Source organism: Shewanella vaxholmensis (assembly GCF_031932135.1).
In the GTDB taxonomy this organism is placed as follows: domain Bacteria; phylum Pseudomonadota; class Gammaproteobacteria; order Enterobacterales; family Shewanellaceae; genus Shewanella; species Shewanella hafniensis.
Genome location: NZ_JAUOEV010000038.1, coordinates 1 through 18,876 on the forward strand (window position 1 = coordinate 1; position 18,876 = coordinate 18,876).

Below are 18,876 nucleotides of genomic sequence, written 5' to 3' on the forward strand. Positions count from 1 at the left end.
AGTTAGCTTTCGCAGGTGCAGGGACGCATCCTTCGGAAGCGGTAGCAAATTTGTCGATGAGCCCAAGGGGCTTTCAACTCCGTTGGGGCGTCATGGAGCATCCAAGGAGGATAGGACGAGCAGTCCTCCTTGGTCGGGTGTGGGGTGAAGCCCCACGACCTTGATTTTGACTTTGCTTTAAAAAAACTATGAAAGACATATTAATCATATAAAAAAGGTGTGACACTTAGCGTGGCACACCTAAATAATTAATATTTAAATTATAAATATCAACTACAAATAATTAGAATCGATATTCAACACCTAAACTCGCTTGTTTAAAGTCTGTGTCTGTATCTGCGCCGTTACTAAAATTCTCAACGGTAATTCCTGCATCATACCAAGTGTACTCGACATTAATTAAGAATCGATCTGTAACTTTAAATGCGACACCAGCACCGGCGAACACACCTTCATCATCTTTATTTCCAGAAAAACCTAACACATCATAATCTGTGGAATACCATAGTTGCCCGCCTTTAGCGTACAACTCAACGCGATCGACAATGGGATATGAGACTTTTAGCGCAGCGGTATAACCATCTGTTTCTGCATTAGAAAGGCTATTACCATAATCACCGAAGTTGACGTATCCGCCTTCGATAGCTAAATATTGGTTGAAGCGATAACCAACAAGCCCTTGAATAACATCGCTATCGTCGTCAAAGTCATCCTTGCCATCGACTTTTAAATAACCATAGTTAGCACCAACATAAATGCCATTTTCTGTGGTGTCATTATTTTCCATGCTCTGCGCCTGAGAGTAAGCACTAACCGATGCTAAAGAAATAATGGCGGCCAAAGTAAGAATGGTATTTTTCATAATGTACTCCTAGTTAATTATTTAAATACGCTAAGTACATTACAAAAGTAATGCCATACTTGCTAAATCAAAGCAGAATAATTTTATAAAATTAAAAAACAACATGGATATCAATGCATTATATTAAGTGAAAAATATAAAGCAAGGAATAAACAGTTAAAATAAACAGCTAAAATCGCTTATATATCAATCGCTATTAGTTATCCTCACTCTGACGAATGTATTTATTGCCTATTACATTGTAACTATTTCATAGACAACAAATAAACCCACAAGCCAGTAACATTAAACCAACTTACTACATATCACAAGTTAGTTATCATTCATGCTGCACAGGTTAATTTTAATAAAGTTGAAAATAGTAATTCCTGAGCGATAAAATATCCGTCTTTCATTCGTTAATAATATATAACGACTTAATCGTTAAAATGATATTGGGAAAATATCATAAAACTATTCTTCCCCCTTTACCCAAGAAAATGATTTTTCCAAAAATGCCGTTGCATCATTCTCGATAATAAGACCATGGGCCATGATGATGGCTTTTGGCTCCCAAGCTAATATTTTATCAATATGACTGCGCGCTTGTGTCTTAGCAAACATAAAACTTAAGCGCCAATCTAAGGGCATTTTACCGTTTGGAGCGAGTATTCCCGCTCCGCGAGCCAATAACCGCTGCAAGGCATTAAAAGATTCGGGTGAAAAGTTTTCGATAAGATCCGTCACAATCAAAGTATGCGATGCTTTATGAAGGAACACACATTCCTGCATAAAATGAGAGCCCGTAAATAAAAGTTGGTCAATATCAGTCGCCCACATGGCATGAAATTGAGCGGTGAACAGCCCATCAAAGTGAAGATCTGGCCGCTTTGTTTGAACTTCCGCAGTGCCAAAGCTTTGGGCCTGCGGATAACGTTGCTGCCAGTCATTTAAAAATAGGTGGTGCAAGTGGTTAGGCGCAATAAGATAACGAACTTCGCCTAACGCTTCGACCAGTGCTTGAAGTTCAGAGGTGAGTTTAATTGGGCTATGCACCCACAAAGCGCCATTATTCAAACGGATCACTGTCATCCGTGTGGTATAGGGCAAGGTAAAAAATGGTACGGCTTCACCATCAAAAATCCACAGGTTCTCTGCTAGTTGCTTCATATCAACTCTCCATGCTGCCAGTCATTCCATCAATAATAGCGTTCGCTTTACCGTACATTGAAGCACGAAATCAGCCGCCAGCCATCATCACAAAAGTATGAAAAGAGAATAGAAAGCCAAAACTCCCAAAATAAGGTTTAAGTTATTTACCCAATATAAATCCGTTTTACCACACTCACAGGCACATATAATCTGACTACAAATCATTATGGCTACTGTCATCAAGAAATGCTTTTAAACCTTGGCGATCTACAATTTCCAAATATGCCCCTTGTTTGCGGACTAAACCACGAAGAACTAACTCTTTCACTGCTCGTCGATAAACACGGCTAATAGTACCAAAACGTTCAGCTTCTGGGTCAATTTTAGCAAAACCGCCAAGGACAACTGTATTGCTATCTCGTATCCATAGATCATATGCAATGTTATACACTATGGGCCGTAATAATCGTTGGGTATAAATATCCATGGAGTCTTGATAATCATCAGCTAAAGCACTGGCAAAAAACATCGCCATTTCAGGATGAGCCTGTAAAGATCTCGTGAGTTTTGCCACGGAAATAGCCGTTACATCAATATCTTGTTCAGCGACTACACTCCACTGACAAAGATTTTGATTTAAAAACTCCATTTCACCAAAGATTTGTTCAGTACACTGCACCTCACCAAGCTGAAAACGCTTACCACTAGCGACAGTAATATTCATAGAGACTCGGCCGTGAGGCACTAGGTATAAATGGTCTACAACTTGCCCTTGGGTTAGCAGAGCAGAACCTTTGATGAGATGACGAGTAGCGACTGCACAGTGCATTAATTTCTGCCGAAATTGCTCACTGTGTGCTTTAAGGAATGGATAAAAGCGAGTATTAGGGTTTGGCTCGATCTGCATTTGTTGTGACCAATCATTGTGATGGCATCACTTTACATGCCGCAGCAATAACGCGTCCACTCATTCGAGGCACATAAAATAGATTCCATCGATAGAGTAGCGCGCCATTGACTACGATTGTTGAAGTTAACTCCTATGGCTTGTTAGCGCTTGCAACGCAATCATTGCTGAACGCTTTTCGCCCTCAATCATACTGCCGTTAACTTGTTTAAACTGACCAATACCTTCTTTAACTTCCTGCTCAAATAGAACAACGTTGTTAAGAATGGATGCAACTTGTAAACCACGGAAACGCCCGACCGTTAACAGCGCAGAAGTTTCCATGTCAGCAGCGAGTACACCACGCTGGTGCCAAAACTCACAAATTTCCGTCTCTTGGTCGGTATAAAAACTGTCATGGGAACGCACTAAGCCTAAGTAATATTTACTTTGAAGTTGCTTAGCTGCACTAAGTAAGGCCGCAACTAAGGCATGATCGGCTACAGCAGGGTAGGATGCTGGAAGATAGCTCAAGGAGCCCCCTTCGTCACGAACAGCCCCTTCGGCAATAATCAATTCTCCTAGGCCAATATTGTGTTGCAACGCTCCTGCAGATCCAACACGAATGATGGTAGTAACTCCGCACTGTTTAAGCTCCTCTAATGCGATCAGCATTGAAGCAGCGCCTATGCCTGTACTACAAATCGTGACATCTATACCGTTAAATCGTGCATTAAATAACTGAAACTCACGATTACTGGCAACTTGTTTTCCGTTTTCACACCAACCCGCGATACGCGCTGCACGAGCAGGATCACCACACACAATCACTCTAGAAGCTATATCGTCAGCACTGACGGCAATGTGTGGTTGTAGGTTCATAGCACCGCCTGCTTTGAGGATTTGGCTTGGTTAGACTTTGCAGTTGCCATCCATACTCGCGTGCCATTCAATGCGATGAACAGCAGAATTGCGTATTCGATAGACATGGCGTAAACCCCTTGCGCAGCATACACACCAACACTAATCACGTTTATCACAACCCACAGAATCCAGTTTTCAACATACTTGCGGGTCATGAGAATTTGCGCGACCACTGACAATACAGTCATTGTGGCATCCCAAAACGGGAAGGCATCAGGATCTAAAGGTTTAAGGACGATATTATTTCCGAAGGCGTTGAGTGTGTTAGTGGCGATTTTAGCTAACGCTGCAAAGAAAGGGTCAATGAAGATAGTCATCAAACAAATAGCGACAATACTGACCACGCCAGTAATCAGCAGTTTTTGTTTAGATAGCCAACGCACTTGTAGTGACTCGCCATCAATAGTATTGGGACGAGTCCACGCATACCAACCGTAGATATTGGCGACAAAAAAGAATAATTGCAGAATTAATAATCCATATAGTTGGATTTGGTAAAAGATGATTGCAAACAAAGTCACATTAATTAAACCAAAAAAATAGTTAATCGTTTTCTCTTTGCTTGCACACCAAATACACAATAAACCAAATACAGTGCCAACCATTTCAATCCATGACATGGCATAGCCACTGCCCAGAGGAATATTAACAAAGGTATTATTGATACTAAACCATGAAATAATGTCCATATAGGGATCCTTTTTATCCGTTAAACATCGATATGATGAAAATACCCAATAATCAATGCCGAGAAACGGACTTTTGTCCCTTTCATTGGCGATGGTTTGATTTCGTGATCCAATCCCGCTTTTGGCTAGTTTAAATGCGGTTTGCTTAAGGGAAAAAAATGATCGGACAAATAGGGCTTTTATATCTAACATATTTAAACATCAGTACTTATCACCCAGAAATACACCTTCCCTCAGAGTTGCCACAAGATAAATAAAAATCAGTGTTTTTCTGGCTTGTGAGCGAGACGAGGATTGCCGAACAGGAGTATTTTACATGGATGTAAAGCGAGGACTTCGAAAGCCATAGCCCTTTAGCTATGAGCCAAAGGGCTTTCAAATCCGTTGAGAATGCTGGCCATATTTTACAAATAAGCCAAAAGGAGAACAGGCGTTTTTCCCCTTTTTGTCGGGTGTGGGGTGAAGCCCCACGACCTTGATTTTGACTTTGGTTTTGGTTTTGATTTTGATTTTATAAAGAAACTATCAACAGTCTAAATATGCTAAAGAAGGCTGATGGAAGTAAAGAAAGTTGTTACACCTTCAACCCAAGGTCAAATCTTCACGCAGACAAACAGCGCGTTGCCGGATGCTAAATCCCACGGGACGATTCTTTCATAATCATGTTCGAAAACATGTACTTCAAAATAGGGGGCTAACAGTTCCTGCAGTTCTGTGAAGCTAGTCGCGACCATGGCATGTTGATCTTGCCATTGCTCAATGCTGTGTAGTTCTTGCAAGCCGACTTCCTGCAAACCTGCGGCCTGCAACCCCGCTTCCAGCGAGCCTAAACCTTTCATGTCAGAGACTGGTAAAGGCGAAGCTGACACCTCAGTAAACGGCAGACTGCTTTTGGCAATACTCAACTTTAAGGACTGTTTCTCGCCTTGACCACTGTAATGCCAGCCGGATTCGAAGGCGAAATGACTACCATCAAACTCGGCAAAATGCTTAACCGAGGCAGTGTTATCAATTCTGTGTTTATCGACCGTGTTAAAACAAAACAGTCCGCCGTCATTGAGCGCACTGTGCACGCTGGCGATACAGCTTTTAAGCCGTTCGATACAAGCACTGTAATGGATGGAATATAAAAAACAGGTAATCAAGTCGACGCGCTCTTCTAAATAAAAAGCTGTCATATCTTGGAGGTTAAACTGGGCTTCGGGACAACGGCGCATGGCCATGTCGAGCATGGGCTGATTGATATCGAGGCCACTGCATTGATAACCAAGATCGATAAAATGCCGCACATGCGGACCCGTACCACAAGCTAAATCAAGGTGTTGTTTACCGTTATTGCCAAGGAACTGATGCAGACGATGAATGCTCGCACTCTGTTGCTGGTAGTTAATATCGGAACACATTAAATCGTAATAGCCGGATAAATCGGTATAGAGCGCGTTGGAAGACATAGTAGCGAATAGGTAACAAGGGCAATTTTAGGTGGCGCATGATATATCAGTTAGCCGATATCAGAAACAAACAATTGCCCCAAAGCTAAGTACGGCTAAAGCTAAAGCGGCCAATTGTGCACTCAAGGATTCAAATAAGTATGTTGGGTAGGAGAGGCGCTAAGCGCGATAATCACCAGCAGAAGAATATGTTAGCCAAAGAAATGAAATCGCAGTGAACTCACAACACACATCGAGCTCACACTCGCGATTAACTACTTGCAGGCGCATCTTGCGGATTGCTCGCAAGGTGGCGCAGCGGCCACTTCACACATTCCCGCAGTTTTACCTTCGCCAACACACCAAGCATTACAGTCAAAGGTATCAGGATGACCTAAGTCGTCACTGTGACCGTGTATCACATCTTTGCCGGGATTGGATTCGACTAACAAGCCATCGGGCAAACACGCCTCACCAAACATTCTGCCATTAGGCACACCTTGTGCATCGGTACCGACATGGCAACCGACAACACCGGGCGCAACACCATCACTGTCCTTCCACCAGCTCTGTTTATTCTCTTGCCAATCTGAGGGTTTAAATTCTATGGTGCCCATGGCACCCGCCATTCCCTTGGCGCCATCCGAGGGTTCACCGATTTCACCGTGGGCAAATACTGGGCTAGCTAGCAGTAAGGAACAAGATACTAATAGGGTTAAAACTGTAAATTGTTTCATAACACCTCCTTTGTTTGAGTCAGTAAGCTTAGTCAGATGTGTCGATATCACCACCTTTTCGCGGCGCTAACTCCGCAAGGGTAAGAGCAACGATTCAAATATCCGCCCCAATTTAAACTAAGCCATCATCGCGTTTGTCGTTTTTACTGACCAGGCACAGACACACTCACCGCACTTAACGTGCAGGCAAGTGTCTGTTAATTAAATATTTTAGATTCGATGGTAAACGCACAAAGCAGAAGAATAACCAGATAGTTTAAGACGTCGAACGAGCGCAGCTATGGTGCATGAAAGTTCAGCTCTTCGAAGGTGCTTAAATGTTCGAGCTTAGGTTTAGCAAAGTAATAACCCTGAAAATACTCAATCCCGATTCCAGCGAGATAATTCAGTTCGGCTTCGCTCTCAACGCCTTCGGCCAAAACTCTTGTATTAAGTTCTAGACAAATACGCAGTATTTCATCCACCGCCAGCTGTTTTTCTTTATCGACATCGATATCACGGATCAAGGTCATATCGAGTTTTAATACTTGAGGGCGCAGGGCATCCAACCAACTTAAATCAGCAAAACCACTGCCAAAATCATCGATTGCGGTGATAAAACCACGTTTAGCATAGCTCTCGAAGATACGGACCAATTTCGCTCGGTCGACAATTTGCTCGCCCTCAGTCACTTCAAACATGATTTTGTGGATATCAAACCCATACATGTCGGCAGCTTCAATCGTCGCGCGGATACAAGTCTCAGGGTTATACACGGCGTTAGGTAAAAAGTTGATACTGAGCATCTTATCGAGTCCCAGTTTGGAGGCGGTTTCTATCGCTTTAACTCGGCAGGCCTGATCGAAATAGTATTTGTTGCTTTCGTTAATCCGCTCAAACACCCATCCAGCGCCCTCTCCATTGGGCCCACGGACAAGGGCCTCATACCCGTGGATCTCACGACTAGGCCAATGAATGATAGGTTGAAATGCCATTCGAATTTCAAATCCTAATGACTTACCACTTAAGCAATCCATGCAAGTTTGTTGCTTTATTTGAGCGGGAAAATCCATAAACGGCCTCCTTAACATCACCTTACTAATGTGAGGATAAATGGCTAAATTTGCCAGTTTTTACTGTGCATCATGTTAATAAAATCTTTCACCACAAGGTGTTGGCATTTCATCATGAGCACTTACCTCATCCACGCAGACCACAAGGTAAATCAGGCTTAAGTAGTATTCACGAATTTAGCCTGCAAAATTTAACAAATGTAAATGATAACGAATATCATTAACTTAACCGTACGCTTACGTTATATTGTGCTCACTTTTCCATCCCATCCCCAAAATATCAGGCTTAATGATGAACACACTGCGCTTGTCCACACTCTATTCAGCAATAATCATTGCACTATCGACTGCTATGCCAAGCTATGCCGATGAGGCCGCTCCCAATGAAAATGTCGATGAAAAAATTGAAAAAATAGAAATCAAAGGCAGTTATATTGCAGGTTACAACGCCAGTACAGCCAGTGGTGCTTCAAAATTAGAATTGCCAATCAGTGATATTCCGCAATCTGTCTCTGTAATTACCAGCGCGCAAATGAGCGACTTCCAACTCACTAATATCAACACGGTTTTAGATACAGCGACGGGTGTCAATGTTGAACGTATCGAGACTGACCGTACTTATTACACGGCCCGCGGCTTTGATATCACTAATTTCCAGATTGATGGTATCGGCCTACCATTAAGTTCCGGCAGTAACCATTCTGACGAAGATACCGCCATTTATGACCGCGTCGAAGTGATCCGCGGCGCCAATGGTTTAATGACAGGAGTAGGCAATCCCTCTGCCACGGTAAACTTTATTCGTAAGCGCCCAACGGCAGACAATCAACTTAATATTAATGCCAGCTACGGCAGTTTTGACAATGCTCGCCTTGAACTCGATGGCACTGTGAATCTGGGCGAAAAAGTCGCGGCCAGAGCGGTGGCGGTGAAGCAAGTTCAAGACTCCTATCTTGATCGCTACCAACAAGACAAGAATGTCTTGTATGCCATGCTTGAGGCACAATTATCCGATAACACCACTCTTTCACTCAGCCATGCTTACATTAAAAATGACACAGATGGGGGCCTATGGGGTGCACTGCCGCTGTATTATACCGACGGTAGCGCGACCAATTATGATCGCTCTACTAGCACCTCGGCCAATTGGTCATCATGGCTAGTTGAGAAGCACAATACTGTGGTTGAGCTAAGTCATTACTTTAACGATGACTGGCACCTACGTGCGACTTACTCGCATAAATCAACCGATGAAGACACCCAGCTTTTTTATGTTTATGGCACACCAGATAAAACCACAGAGCTAGGTCTAACCGGTTACGGCAGTGAATATGATGCAACAGAAAGCAGCGATTTGGCCGATGTGTACGTTAAGGGCGATATCAATCTGTTTGGCCGTGATCACCAGTTAGTTTTTGGCCTTAACTACTCGACTTCAGACAAACAAGAACACTCACTCTACGACTACACCACAGGCAATGGTTTCCCTGCCATGCCAGACCTCAATACGTGGGAGGGCAATACGCCCTATCCCACCTTTGCCGACAGTCCATTGGGGAGCGATGTTAACTCAACCCAAAAAGCCGCTTATTTCACTGGACGATTTAATTTGTTTGAAGACATGCACTTAATTGCTGGTGGCCGCTTTAACCAATGGGAAGCAGAAGGTGAGTCCTACGGTGAATCACGGGATACCGATGCACAAGATTTCATCCCTTACCTAGGGCTTGTCTATCGTTTTATGCCCGAACTGGTCGCCTACGCTAGCTATACCGAAACCTTCCTCGCACAAATTAAAAGAGACATTAACAATCAATTGATTGACCCAGTGACAGGCGAAAGCCGTGAGGTCGGTTTAAAGAGCGAATTATTTGATGGTAAGTTAATCGCCAGCCTCGCCTACTTCGATGTAGAACAAGTGAACTTGGCTGTTCCACTCAACAGCAATCCTGATAACACGATTTTTATTGCTGGTGATGGGATCAATAGCAAAGGTTACGAATTGGATATCGCGGGGGAAGTTTATCCGGGCTTACAAGTGAGCTTAGGTTATACCGACTTCAACATTAATGGCCGCGATGATGTTGCCAAACTGGTAAAAGAATACACGCCAAGTAAGTTATTTAAGTTAAGCGCTGTCTATGAATTTGAGCAGCTCGAAGGTTTAAGCTTTGGTGTTAACATGCGCTGGCAGGATGATATCTCTCGCACACAAGATGACGTAGTCGCTGATAGTTTTGCCAATGCGGGTGACCCTATTATCACAAAACAAGATGCCTATGCCGTTGTCGATTTGATGGCGCGTTATGCATTTACCGACAACGTTAGCCTGACCGTTAACGCCAACAACATCACCGACGAGAAATACCTCAACAGCTTATACTGGGCCCAAGGTTTCTACGGCGCACCAGCCAACTATAGTGCGACTGTGAGCTGGAAGATGTAACGCTAATTTCAGATCCTAATAAAAAGGGCAGACTCGATTTAAGTCTGCCCTTTCCTATTCTTCAACACTTGTTACTTCAACTTATAAATCACTTCGACTCTATCTTCTATGCTCACTTGACCGTACTGATAGCTCTCGGCGGCGCCCATGGCATCGGCTTTGGCGCTCATGCGTAACATGACAGGTTGCACGGGGCGTTGATCGTAATAACGGATCTGCCAGATCTTACCTAGGTTCTCCCCAAAGCCTTTAGCCAAAGACTCGGCTTTTTGTTTGGCATCAACAATCGCGGCTTGGCGTGCCTTGGCGACGTATTCAGCTTCTTTGCTCGACTTAAGGGCGATGTTATTCACTCGATTCATGCCCTCTTCCAAGGCTGAATCTAAAATAGCATTTAAGCGGCTTAAGTCTGTTACCGTCACGGTAATTTGGCGACTGGCGGTGTACCCCGTCAGCTCTGGCGCTTTATCCTGCACATACACGTATTGCGGTTGAAGATTTAAATTCGCGCTCTGGATCTGGTCTTTAGTCACTCCCGCTGCGGTGAGACGGGCGATAAACTTAGCCACGGCGGCATCGGAATTATCCTTGGCGGCTTTAGCGGTTTTTTCGGTCACGGCCACTTCCACATTCACATCCGCCATATCGGGCTCGACTTGGATTTGGCTCACACCCATGGTTTCAATGTGGGGGAAATCGACCTCAGCGGCGAGCACTGCTGGCGCCATAAACGTACTCGAAAAAAGACCACCCGCTACCAATACCGCTAAAAGAGAATTTTTCATAACTTACTCCAAAATAATGTGCTTATAGCTAAACCACTTCAAATAGAACGCATATTCAAACGAGACGGCTAACACGACTGTGTCGCTTATTTAGCGCTTAGGCTATCAGTAAAAAGTGCCAATACCTGTACCAATATGTAACAGCATCAACAAACTGTCTCTTGCTCCCTATAAACGCGGCGGATTTTAAAAAGGGTTAATTTTTCTGAAAAATATTTAGCTCTTTTTATCCCTATGAGTTCGACTGCGGATCTCTAGCGGATATATCTATATCCACACCCAAAATAGGCCTTAGGGTTAACTGGCATATTCAGCGCCCCAGTTGTACACTTTTCAGCCAAAGCTACTGTACCTTTTAACCACTTCAGGTATAATCCGCCATCTTTTTTAAGGCTGCTCTAACCTCAGCGAGAAACCATGACAGTTGAAACTTTTAAACCCAAGCAAACGACCACGCTTGATATCCCAGTAAAAACATTAGAAGCCACCAGCACTAATGCTGTTACCACTGGGAATCGCATCGGTTTCGTGTCTTTGGGCTGCCCAAAAAACCTCGTGGATTCAGAGCGTATTCTGACTCAGTTACGCATCGACGGCTACGAAGTGACTAACAGCTACGACAATGCCGACTTAGTTATCGTCAACACCTGCGGCTTTATCGATGCTGCGGTTGAAGAATCTCTGGATGCTGTGCGTGAAGCCTTAGAAGAAAACGGCAAAGTGATCGTAACTGGCTGCCTTGGCGCCAAAGAAAACCAAATCCGCGAAGTGCACCCAGATGTGTTAGAAATCACTGGCCCACACAGCTACGAAGCGGTGTTGAAGCACGTTCACAAATATGTGCCTAAGCCAGAACACAACCCTTTCACATCATTAATCCCACAAACTGGGGTTAAGTTAACGCCTAAGCATTACGCTTATTTAAAGATTTCAGAAGGTTGCGACAACCGTTGTACTTTCTGCATTATTCCTTCACTACGTGGCGATCTCGACAGCCGCCCAGCGGGCAGCATCTTAGATGAAGCCAAGCGTCTAGTTGAATCAGGCGTACAAGAAATTCTAGTCGTGAGCCAAGACACCTCGGCCTACGGCAAAGACAAAGGCGGTCGTACCGATTTTTGGAACGGTATGCCAGTCAAGCAAGACATTACTAGCCTAGCGCGCCAACTGGGTAAAATGGGCGCTTGGGTGCGTCTGCATTATATCTACCCATATCCATGGGTTGACGATTTGATTCCGCTGATGGCCGAAGGTTTAATTCTGCCATATTTGGATATTCCAATGCAGCATGCAAGCCCACGCATCCTGAAGATGATGAAGCGTCCAGGCCGTGTTGACCGTCAGTTAGAAGCGATTCAACGCTGGCGTGAAATCTGCCCCGATCTAGTGATCCGCTCGACCTTTATCGTCGGCTTCCCAGGTGAAACCGAAGAGGATTTCCAAATCCTGCTCGATTTCTTAAAAGAAGCCCGCCTCGATCGCGTCGGTTGCTTTAAGTATTCAGAAGTGGATGGCGCTGTCGCCAACACCATCGCCGAGCTTATCAGCGAAGAAGTGAAAGAAGACAGATACCACAGATTTATGGAAGTCCAAGCCGAGATCAGCGCCGAGCGTTTAGCCCGTTTCGTTGGCCGTACTTTAGATATTCTGATTGACGATGTAGACGAAGAAGGCGCCATTGGCCGCAGCTTCGCCGATGCACCTGAAATCGACGGTATGGTGTTTATCAATGGTGAAACTGAGTTGGAACCTGGTATGTTGGTTCGTGCTCGCATCACCCATTCAGATGAACACGATCTGTGGGCTGAAGTGGTAGATGCTGACACCCAAGACTAAGCCGTTCTGATACAGGTCAGGCTATGAATCAAAAAGCGAACCTCTGGTTCGCTTTTTATTTTTATATCATTCGATGCACCGTAAACATTAACACTGCGAATGCTTCAGCTTCCTTACTCCACTGTTTCATCTCACTATTTCTTTCGCTTATTTATCAACGGCTAGTCTGAGACGTTATGAATTAAGCATCTGGCCCTAACATCTTATTGGCATCGACCCAAAGCTCGAACTCTTCTGCCGTGACAAACTCAAGTTCTAATGCCGCTTGGCGCAGTGTCTTGTGTTCGCTATGGGCTTTTTTGGCGATCTTAGCGGCCTTTTCATAACCGATATGTTGATTCAGCGCCGTCACTAGCATGAGTGAGTTTTCCACATGCTTAGCAATCTGTGGTTCATTTGCCACTATGCCGACCACGCAATGGTCATTAAACGACTGACAAGCATCCCCCAATAAGCGCCCCGATTGCAGCACATTGGCGATAATCATTGGCTTAAATACATTGAGCTCAAACTGACCATTGCTGCCGCCAATGCTAACGGCGACATCATTGCCCATGACTTGCGCGCACACCATAGTCATGGCCTCAACCTGAGTCGGGTTGACTTTTCCCGGCATGATGGACGAACCCGGTTCATTTTCAGGCAGGAATAACTCAGCGATGCCGCAGCGCGGGCCAGAACCTAACATCCTAATATCATTTGCGATCTTCATTAAACCTACCGCCGCGACTTTATAGGCCGCCGACAGGGCGACTAATTCATCGTGGGCAGCAAGGGCGGCAAACTTATTCGGCGCAGTCACTAAGGGCAAGCCTGTGAGCTTTGCGATATTGTCCGCCACCTTAACGGCGTAATCCTTATGCGTATTCAGCCCAGTGCCCACGGCGGTCGCACCTAAGGCTAACTCGGCCACCCGCTTGAGACTGTGCTCAATGCCTTCGATACCATGACGTAATTGCGCGGCGTAACCCGAAAACTCTTGGCCTAAGGTTAACGGTGTCGCATCCATAAAATGCGTGCGGCCGATTTTAACTAGGTGCGCAAATTCCTTGGCCTTGTGCTGCAAGCTCTGCTGCAATAACTTCATGCTGGGCAAAACCAGCTCAACGGCTTGGCGATAGGCGGCAATGTGCATGGCGGTGGGAAAGGTATCGTTGGAAGATTGCGAGCGATTCACATCATCATTAGGATGCAAACATTTAACCGTATCCGTGAGTTGCCCGCCAGAGAGCACATGGCCGCGATAGGCGATCACTTCATTGACGTTCATATTGGTTTGCGTGCCCGAGCCCGTTTGCCAAATCACCAAGGGAAATTGCGTATCGAGTTCGCCTGCTATCAGCTCATCGCACACTTGGGCAATCAGTTGGGCTTTAGCTTGAGTCACAGTGCCAAGTTGTTGATTGGTGATGGCGGCGGCCTTTTTGAGATAACCAAATGCATGGATCACTTCAATCGGCATTGACGCTTCGACACCGATACGAAAGTGCTGCCGTGAACGCTCGGTCTGCGCCCCCCAATAACAGTCTGCGGGGACTTGTACCTCACCCATAGTGTCGTGTTCGATTCGATATTGCTGTGCCATGCGCATCTCCTTCGCTAAAACCCTCTAAGCATTCACCATACTCGCTCAGGGCGAAAGTACAATTAACCTCCAACAAGGAGTATCAATGATAAGGCTGATTTAAACGTAAAGATTGGCGTAAAGGCAGGCGGAAGAGCGTGAATTGGCAGGATTAGCGAGGGATTAAAGCAAGTGGGCTAAAGCAGGGAAAGCAACAGATTAACAAAAGCTCAGACGTAGAAAGTCAAAAGGGACATCGCCCTTGTGCTGATGCCCCTTTCGGTTTTGTGCCTTACGGTCATATGACCCTTTGCCCTTTTTCGCTTTCTCGGTGCGGGTCCTAAACAAGGGACTCGTCACTAACGCTTTAAGTGCGTTGTCGGTAATGGTGCCTCGGCCACTTTCGTGTTCTAAGGTCATATTTTGCGGTTTTTGTTTAGTCATTTTATGCCTCACTGCTTAATGAAAGTTAAGCCCATGGCCTAACAGCGCAAACTATAACGCAATCAAATCAGATGTACAGAGTTTGTGCACTCCAACATAAAAAATGGCGTTGACTAGTAGGAAAGTATGATAGATTATTCAAACAAAAATAATATATTAGCTTAATAATCAATAAGATTTAGTTAATGAATTTTAAGATTTAGTTTACGGATTTTGCCATAACCTTTATTGGCACTCAGGTTACACTTTGTAATCGACAGATAAGGAGATCAATTTGAAATCCACGTTAGTCGCTCAACCTTGGCTCGGCGCACTGCTTTTGCTGATGACACTTCAAGCTCCGCTCGCCAATGCCTTTTCCAGTTCAGACGCCTGTGTGATTACCATGGGGTATCGCACCAGCGAACGCTTACCTTTTATTGGAGATGAGCCCAATAACACGGGATTTTATCACGACCTTTACCAAGCGGCAGCGGACAAGATTGGCTGCAAACTCAATGTGGTGCGCGCACCTAAATTACGCATACTGCGGGATCTCAAACTCGGCAATATCGACTTTTATCCCGGGCTTAACTTCACCGAAGATCGGGCTAAATACGCGCACTTTATCCCTAATGGACTTTCGGAACGCGCCATAGGCATTAGCCGTGCGGGCGCCGCCGATATTCGCTCGATTGAGCAGTTAGTCAACAACAAGATGACCCTCTTAATCGCCCCCGGCAGTTACGACTTTGGCGGCCTGCCGGACAAAATACAAGTACGTAAACCGCCTGAACTCAATGTGTCTAAAGCCTTGGATTATTTGCTTTCAAACCAAGGGGATTTTTTCATCTACGATCAAACCACACTGCATTATTACCTTAACGATCGCGACCCCACTCAGTTCAAACTCCACTATAAATGCTGCCAATCTGCGCAGGAAATGTACCTCGGCTTCTCGAAAAAAAGCCGTCACTACCGCGGTAGGCACAACCCTAACTATCGCGCCGATAACCCCATCAGCCCAGACAATAATCCCACAATGTTAGCGCCTGATTCTAAAGCTTTCCAGTTTGCCAAAGCACTCGCTGCCATGGATTCCCAAGGCGAAACTCAGCGGCTGTATAGCAAGTATTTTGGTTAGCTCAAGTCTTAAAAACTCACCCCAACTCTAACGGCCGATAAAGCAGGTTCCATTGATACGCTTATCGATGATTGATGAGCACAATGTTTAAAGAGTCAAAGAAAATCATGGCCTAAGTGATTCAAGTGCGAGGAATTTACCTTCCGCTCAAGCTCAATTCTGTTTTTAACCCGCTTTGTTGCCCTCTGCGACAATATGCCGCACCTGTCACTCTTAGATGCTCTTTATAATGCAGCGCAATTAATCCAAGTGAATGGAAGACAATAAGATGGCTGCAAATTCTGCGTATTTATCTCACCCGTTTAAAACTTCAGTAATTTCCTCATCCCTCGCAATCGCCATGGGCTTATCGCTAGCGCCACAGGCAATGGCCGATGACAGCGAATTAGCCAATATTGAACGCTTAGAAGTCCACGGCCAACAGACCGAAAACCGCAACACGCTAGGTTCGGCTGAAAACCTGCTGAAAGGACAAGGAGTAGATTTCTCCGAAGCGGGTGGCGTATCAGCTCTGCCTATTCTCAATGGCATGATGGGCGATCGCATTAAAGTGTTAGTTGATGGTGCGGACATTACCGCTTCCTGCGCCAATCAAATGAATCCACCGCTGTCCTATATTTCCGCCAATCAAATCACTACAGCCGAAGTCATTGCGGGCGTATCGCCCGTCAGTGCCGGTGGCGACAATATCGCCGGTGTAATCAAGGTCAGCAGCCTTAATCCTAAATTTGGTGAAAGCGATAGCATCGAGTGGAATAGCGGCGATATCTCAACGGGATACCGCAGCGTGAGCGATACCTTGCTACTGGGCACCAATGCCACAGTTGCCAGCAAAAATATCAGCCTAAGCTATCAAGGCGCCTATGAAGATGCCAACAGCTATAAAGATGGCAATGGCGATAAAGTCATAGATACTCTGTACCGCGCACAAAACCATGCATTGACCGCCGCATGGCGCGATGAGACTCAGGAAGTTGCCATCAAACTGACCCATCAGAATATTCCATTTCAAGGTTTTGCTAACCAATACATGGATATGACAGATAACAAGAGTTACGGTGCCCTCGCCCGTTATCAACTTAAACTCGACGATGACGGCGAGTTCAGCGCCCAATTCAATTGGCACAGCGTGAAGCACGAGATGGGCTTTTTCACCCCAGAAAAAACCGGCAAGATGCCGATGAACACTGAAGGTGACGACTACAGCTATCAACTGCACTGGCGCTTGCCAATGGGCGATGACAGCACCTTACTGGTCGGCCAAGAATTCTATAGCTACCAGCTCGACGATGTGTGGCCTGCAGTGCCAGGCACTATGATGGCGCCGAATGACTACATTAACATCAACGATGGTGAACGCCGCCGCGCCGCCGTTTATGGCGAATGGCAGCAAGATTTGAGCCCTAGCTGGTGGTTATCGGCGGGTGTTCGCTTTGAGTATGTCACCACCAATACTGGTGAAGTCCAAGCTTATAGTGACATGCCAATGATGGGCATGCCGAATATGGATGCCGCTGCGGCGCAGGCCTTTAACGAGATGGACAGAGAGCGTAATGATGATCTGATCGACGCCACTTTACTGGCGCGCTATCAATTATCGGCCAATCAACAACTTGAGTTTGGCCTTGCCCGCAAGAATCGAGCCCCCAATCTGTACGAGCGTTACAGCTGGGGCCGCGGCACTATGGCAACCACTATGATAGGTTGGTATGGTGATGGTAATGGTTATGTGGGTAATCCAGATCTAAAGCCAGAAACCGCCCACACCCTGAGCGCAGCCTACAAATATAACGGTGATAGCTGGCAAGTCTCGACCACAGCTTGGTACACAACTGTGACTGACTATATCGATGCCGAAGTGATTGGTAGCTTCAATCGCACTAGCTCAGCTGATGGCAAACGCAATATTCTTCAATTCACTAACTTAGATGCCAATCTCTATGGTGCACGCTTTAATGCGCTCTATCAGTTTGCTGAAACCAGCACAGGTAAATGGCAAGTGTTAGGCAAAGTAAATTTGACCCGTGGTGAGCGAGATGAAGGCAATGAGCCTTTATATCAAATCAAGCCGCTGCAAACCGAGCTGGCACTACAACATCAACTCGGTAACTGGGAAAATAGTCTTTCATGGCAATGGGTTGCGACCAAAGATCGCGTGGATGACCGCCGCCTTGAAAATGAAACCGATAGCTACTCCTTGCTTAACTTAAACAGCAGCATGAAATGGCAGGATCTGACTGTCACCTTCGCGGTGAATAACCTATTCGACAGCTACTATGAGCTGCCACTAGGCGGTGTGAGTGTGGCAGAATTTAAGGCCGATAATACCAATGGCTTTAACCAGATTGCCGGTGCAGGTCGCTCGTTCGAACTCAGCGCAAGCTATGCGTTTTAACGACGGCTTTTTAAAGACATTGTTTTTAACAGCATGGATTTTTTACAATACCGCTGATTAAGGCGAACAGCCCTAATCGGCGCGTTAAACAAAAAGGGCAAGCAGATTAAGTGATTAATCGCTTGCCCTTTTTTTATGCTCAAACCACATTCATGCTACTAGCGCTAAAGTACAGGCACTAAAACGCTGAGACGACTTAAGCGTACTATGCAGCACGGCTGAATGAGTGAGACTATGGATTAGGGTCTGTTGATCTTTCGAGAGTGATTTTTAGACAGCATGGCAAGACGTTATAATTTGCTTCGCCAAAAGTAACCATAACCTCAAGCCATGCCAAGACTTATGCTAACCGATGCACGCTGGGAAAAGCTATTTCATTTAATGAAAAGCACAGGCCGTGTTTATGACAAACCTGAACATAGACAAACATTCGAAGGTATTCTTTACCGCCTTAGAACAGGTATCCCTTGGCGAGATTTACCTAAAGAGTTCGGTCATTGGAGCACGGTCTTTAGACGGTTTCATTTATGGTCTAAGAAAGGCGTTCTAGCACATTTATTCAAGGCCTTAGC

The 18,876-nt window shown here is 45.3% G+C and carries 16 protein-coding genes; 5 read left to right on the forward strand and 11 right to left on the reverse strand.

What is annotated here, in order from left to right; all coding sequences use genetic code 11:
• Nucleotides 1-283: 283 nt before the first annotated feature.
• From Q4Q46_RS20870 to Q4Q46_RS20905, 8 genes are all read right to left on the reverse strand, one after another.
• Nucleotides 284-862, reverse strand: coding sequence for a porin family protein (locus Q4Q46_RS20870; protein ID WP_300478397.1), 579 nt, complete (start codon nucleotides 860-862; stop codon nucleotides 284-286).
• Between the two features lie 453 nt (nucleotides 863-1,315).
• The gene (locus tag Q4Q46_RS20875; RefSeq protein WP_311906964.1) at nucleotides 1,316-2,011 is read right to left on the reverse strand and encodes a DUF4336 domain-containing protein; all 696 of its coding nucleotides are present in this window, start codon (nucleotides 2,009-2,011) and stop codon (nucleotides 1,316-1,318) included.
• Between the two features lie 196 nt (nucleotides 2,012-2,207).
• Nucleotides 2,208-2,900, reverse strand: coding sequence for a Crp/Fnr family transcriptional regulator (locus tag Q4Q46_RS20880; RefSeq protein WP_311906966.1), 693 nt, complete (start codon nucleotides 2,898-2,900; stop codon nucleotides 2,208-2,210).
• A 126-nt stretch (nucleotides 2,901-3,026) separates the two neighbouring features.
• Nucleotides 3,027-3,761 (reverse strand): nucleoside phosphorylase, encoded by a 735-nt coding sequence (locus Q4Q46_RS20885; RefSeq protein WP_006083228.1) that lies wholly within the window; start codon nucleotides 3,759-3,761, stop codon nucleotides 3,027-3,029.
• Entirely contained in the window at nucleotides 3,758-4,492 is a 735-nt protein-coding gene (pnuC, locus tag Q4Q46_RS20890; protein WP_300478406.1) for a nicotinamide riboside transporter PnuC, read from the reverse strand. The genes Q4Q46_RS20885 and pnuC overlap by 4 nt, the downstream gene beginning before the upstream one ends.
• Before the next feature lie 593 nt (nucleotides 4,493-5,085).
• Nucleotides 5,086-5,943 (reverse strand): class I SAM-dependent DNA methyltransferase, encoded by an 858-nt coding sequence (locus tag Q4Q46_RS20895; protein ID WP_283630377.1) that lies wholly within the window; start codon nucleotides 5,941-5,943, stop codon nucleotides 5,086-5,088.
• A 254-nt stretch (nucleotides 5,944-6,197) separates the two neighbouring features.
• Nucleotides 6,198-6,659, reverse strand: coding sequence for a hypothetical protein (locus Q4Q46_RS20900; RefSeq protein WP_311906967.1), 462 nt, complete (start codon nucleotides 6,657-6,659; stop codon nucleotides 6,198-6,200).
• Nucleotides 6,660-6,937: 278 nt separating this feature from the next.
• Nucleotides 6,938-7,711: an EAL domain-containing protein gene (locus Q4Q46_RS20905; RefSeq protein WP_107946464.1), complete on the reverse strand. Its 774-nt coding sequence runs from the start codon at nucleotides 7,709-7,711 to the stop codon at nucleotides 6,938-6,940.
• A gap of 292 nt (nucleotides 7,712-8,003) precedes the next feature.
• Between Q4Q46_RS20905 and Q4Q46_RS20910 the strand changes: the two genes are divergently transcribed.
• Nucleotides 8,004-10,157 carry a TonB-dependent siderophore receptor gene (locus Q4Q46_RS20910; protein WP_311906972.1) on the forward strand — a complete coding sequence of 718 codons (2,154 nt, stop codon included), beginning with the start codon at nucleotides 8,004-8,006 and terminating at the stop codon, nucleotides 10,155-10,157.
• Nucleotides 10,158-10,228: 71 nt separating this feature from the next.
• Here the strand turns inward: Q4Q46_RS20910 and Q4Q46_RS20915 are convergent, their stop codons facing one another.
• Nucleotides 10,229-10,942, reverse strand: coding sequence for an oxidative stress defense protein (locus tag Q4Q46_RS20915; protein ID WP_063884277.1), 714 nt, complete (start codon nucleotides 10,940-10,942; stop codon nucleotides 10,229-10,231).
• A gap of 417 nt (nucleotides 10,943-11,359) precedes the next feature.
• Here Q4Q46_RS20915 and rimO point away from each other — a divergent pair, with 417 nt between their 5' ends.
• Nucleotides 11,360-12,778, forward strand: coding sequence for a 30S ribosomal protein S12 methylthiotransferase RimO (gene rimO / locus Q4Q46_RS20920; protein ID WP_106649317.1), 1,419 nt, complete (start codon nucleotides 11,360-11,362; stop codon nucleotides 12,776-12,778).
• Nucleotides 12,779-12,959: 181 nt separating this feature from the next.
• Here the strand turns inward: rimO and fumC are convergent, their stop codons facing one another.
• Together fumC and Q4Q46_RS20930 are read right to left on the reverse strand one after the other, a co-directional pair.
• Complete coding sequence (fumC, locus tag Q4Q46_RS20925; RefSeq protein ID WP_311906968.1) at nucleotides 12,960-14,363, reverse strand: class II fumarate hydratase; 1,404 nt, start codon at nucleotides 14,361-14,363, stop codon at nucleotides 12,960-12,962.
• A 198-nt stretch (nucleotides 14,364-14,561) separates the two neighbouring features.
• On the reverse strand, nucleotides 14,562-14,786 hold the full coding sequence (locus tag Q4Q46_RS20930) for a ribosome alternative rescue factor ArfA (RefSeq protein WP_126491095.1): 225 nt from the start codon (nucleotides 14,784-14,786) through the stop codon (nucleotides 14,562-14,564).
• Nucleotides 14,787-15,060: 274 nt separating this feature from the next.
• Here Q4Q46_RS20930 and Q4Q46_RS20935 point away from each other — a divergent pair, with 274 nt between their 5' ends.
• The 3 genes from Q4Q46_RS20935 to Q4Q46_RS20945 all read left to right on the forward strand — a co-directional run.
• Nucleotides 15,061-15,909, forward strand: a complete 849-nt coding sequence (locus tag Q4Q46_RS20935) for a substrate-binding periplasmic protein (RefSeq protein ID WP_311906969.1) — start codon at nucleotides 15,061-15,063, stop codon at nucleotides 15,907-15,909.
• A gap of 268 nt (nucleotides 15,910-16,177) precedes the next feature.
• On the forward strand, nucleotides 16,178-18,304 hold the full coding sequence (locus Q4Q46_RS20940) for a TonB-dependent receptor (protein ID WP_311906970.1): 2,127 nt from the start codon (nucleotides 16,178-16,180) through the stop codon (nucleotides 18,302-18,304).
• 330 nt (nucleotides 18,305-18,634) lie between these two features.
• Nucleotides 18,635-18,876: transposase (locus Q4Q46_RS20945; protein ID WP_311906971.1), on the forward strand; the 242-nt coding region annotated here is incomplete at its 3' end.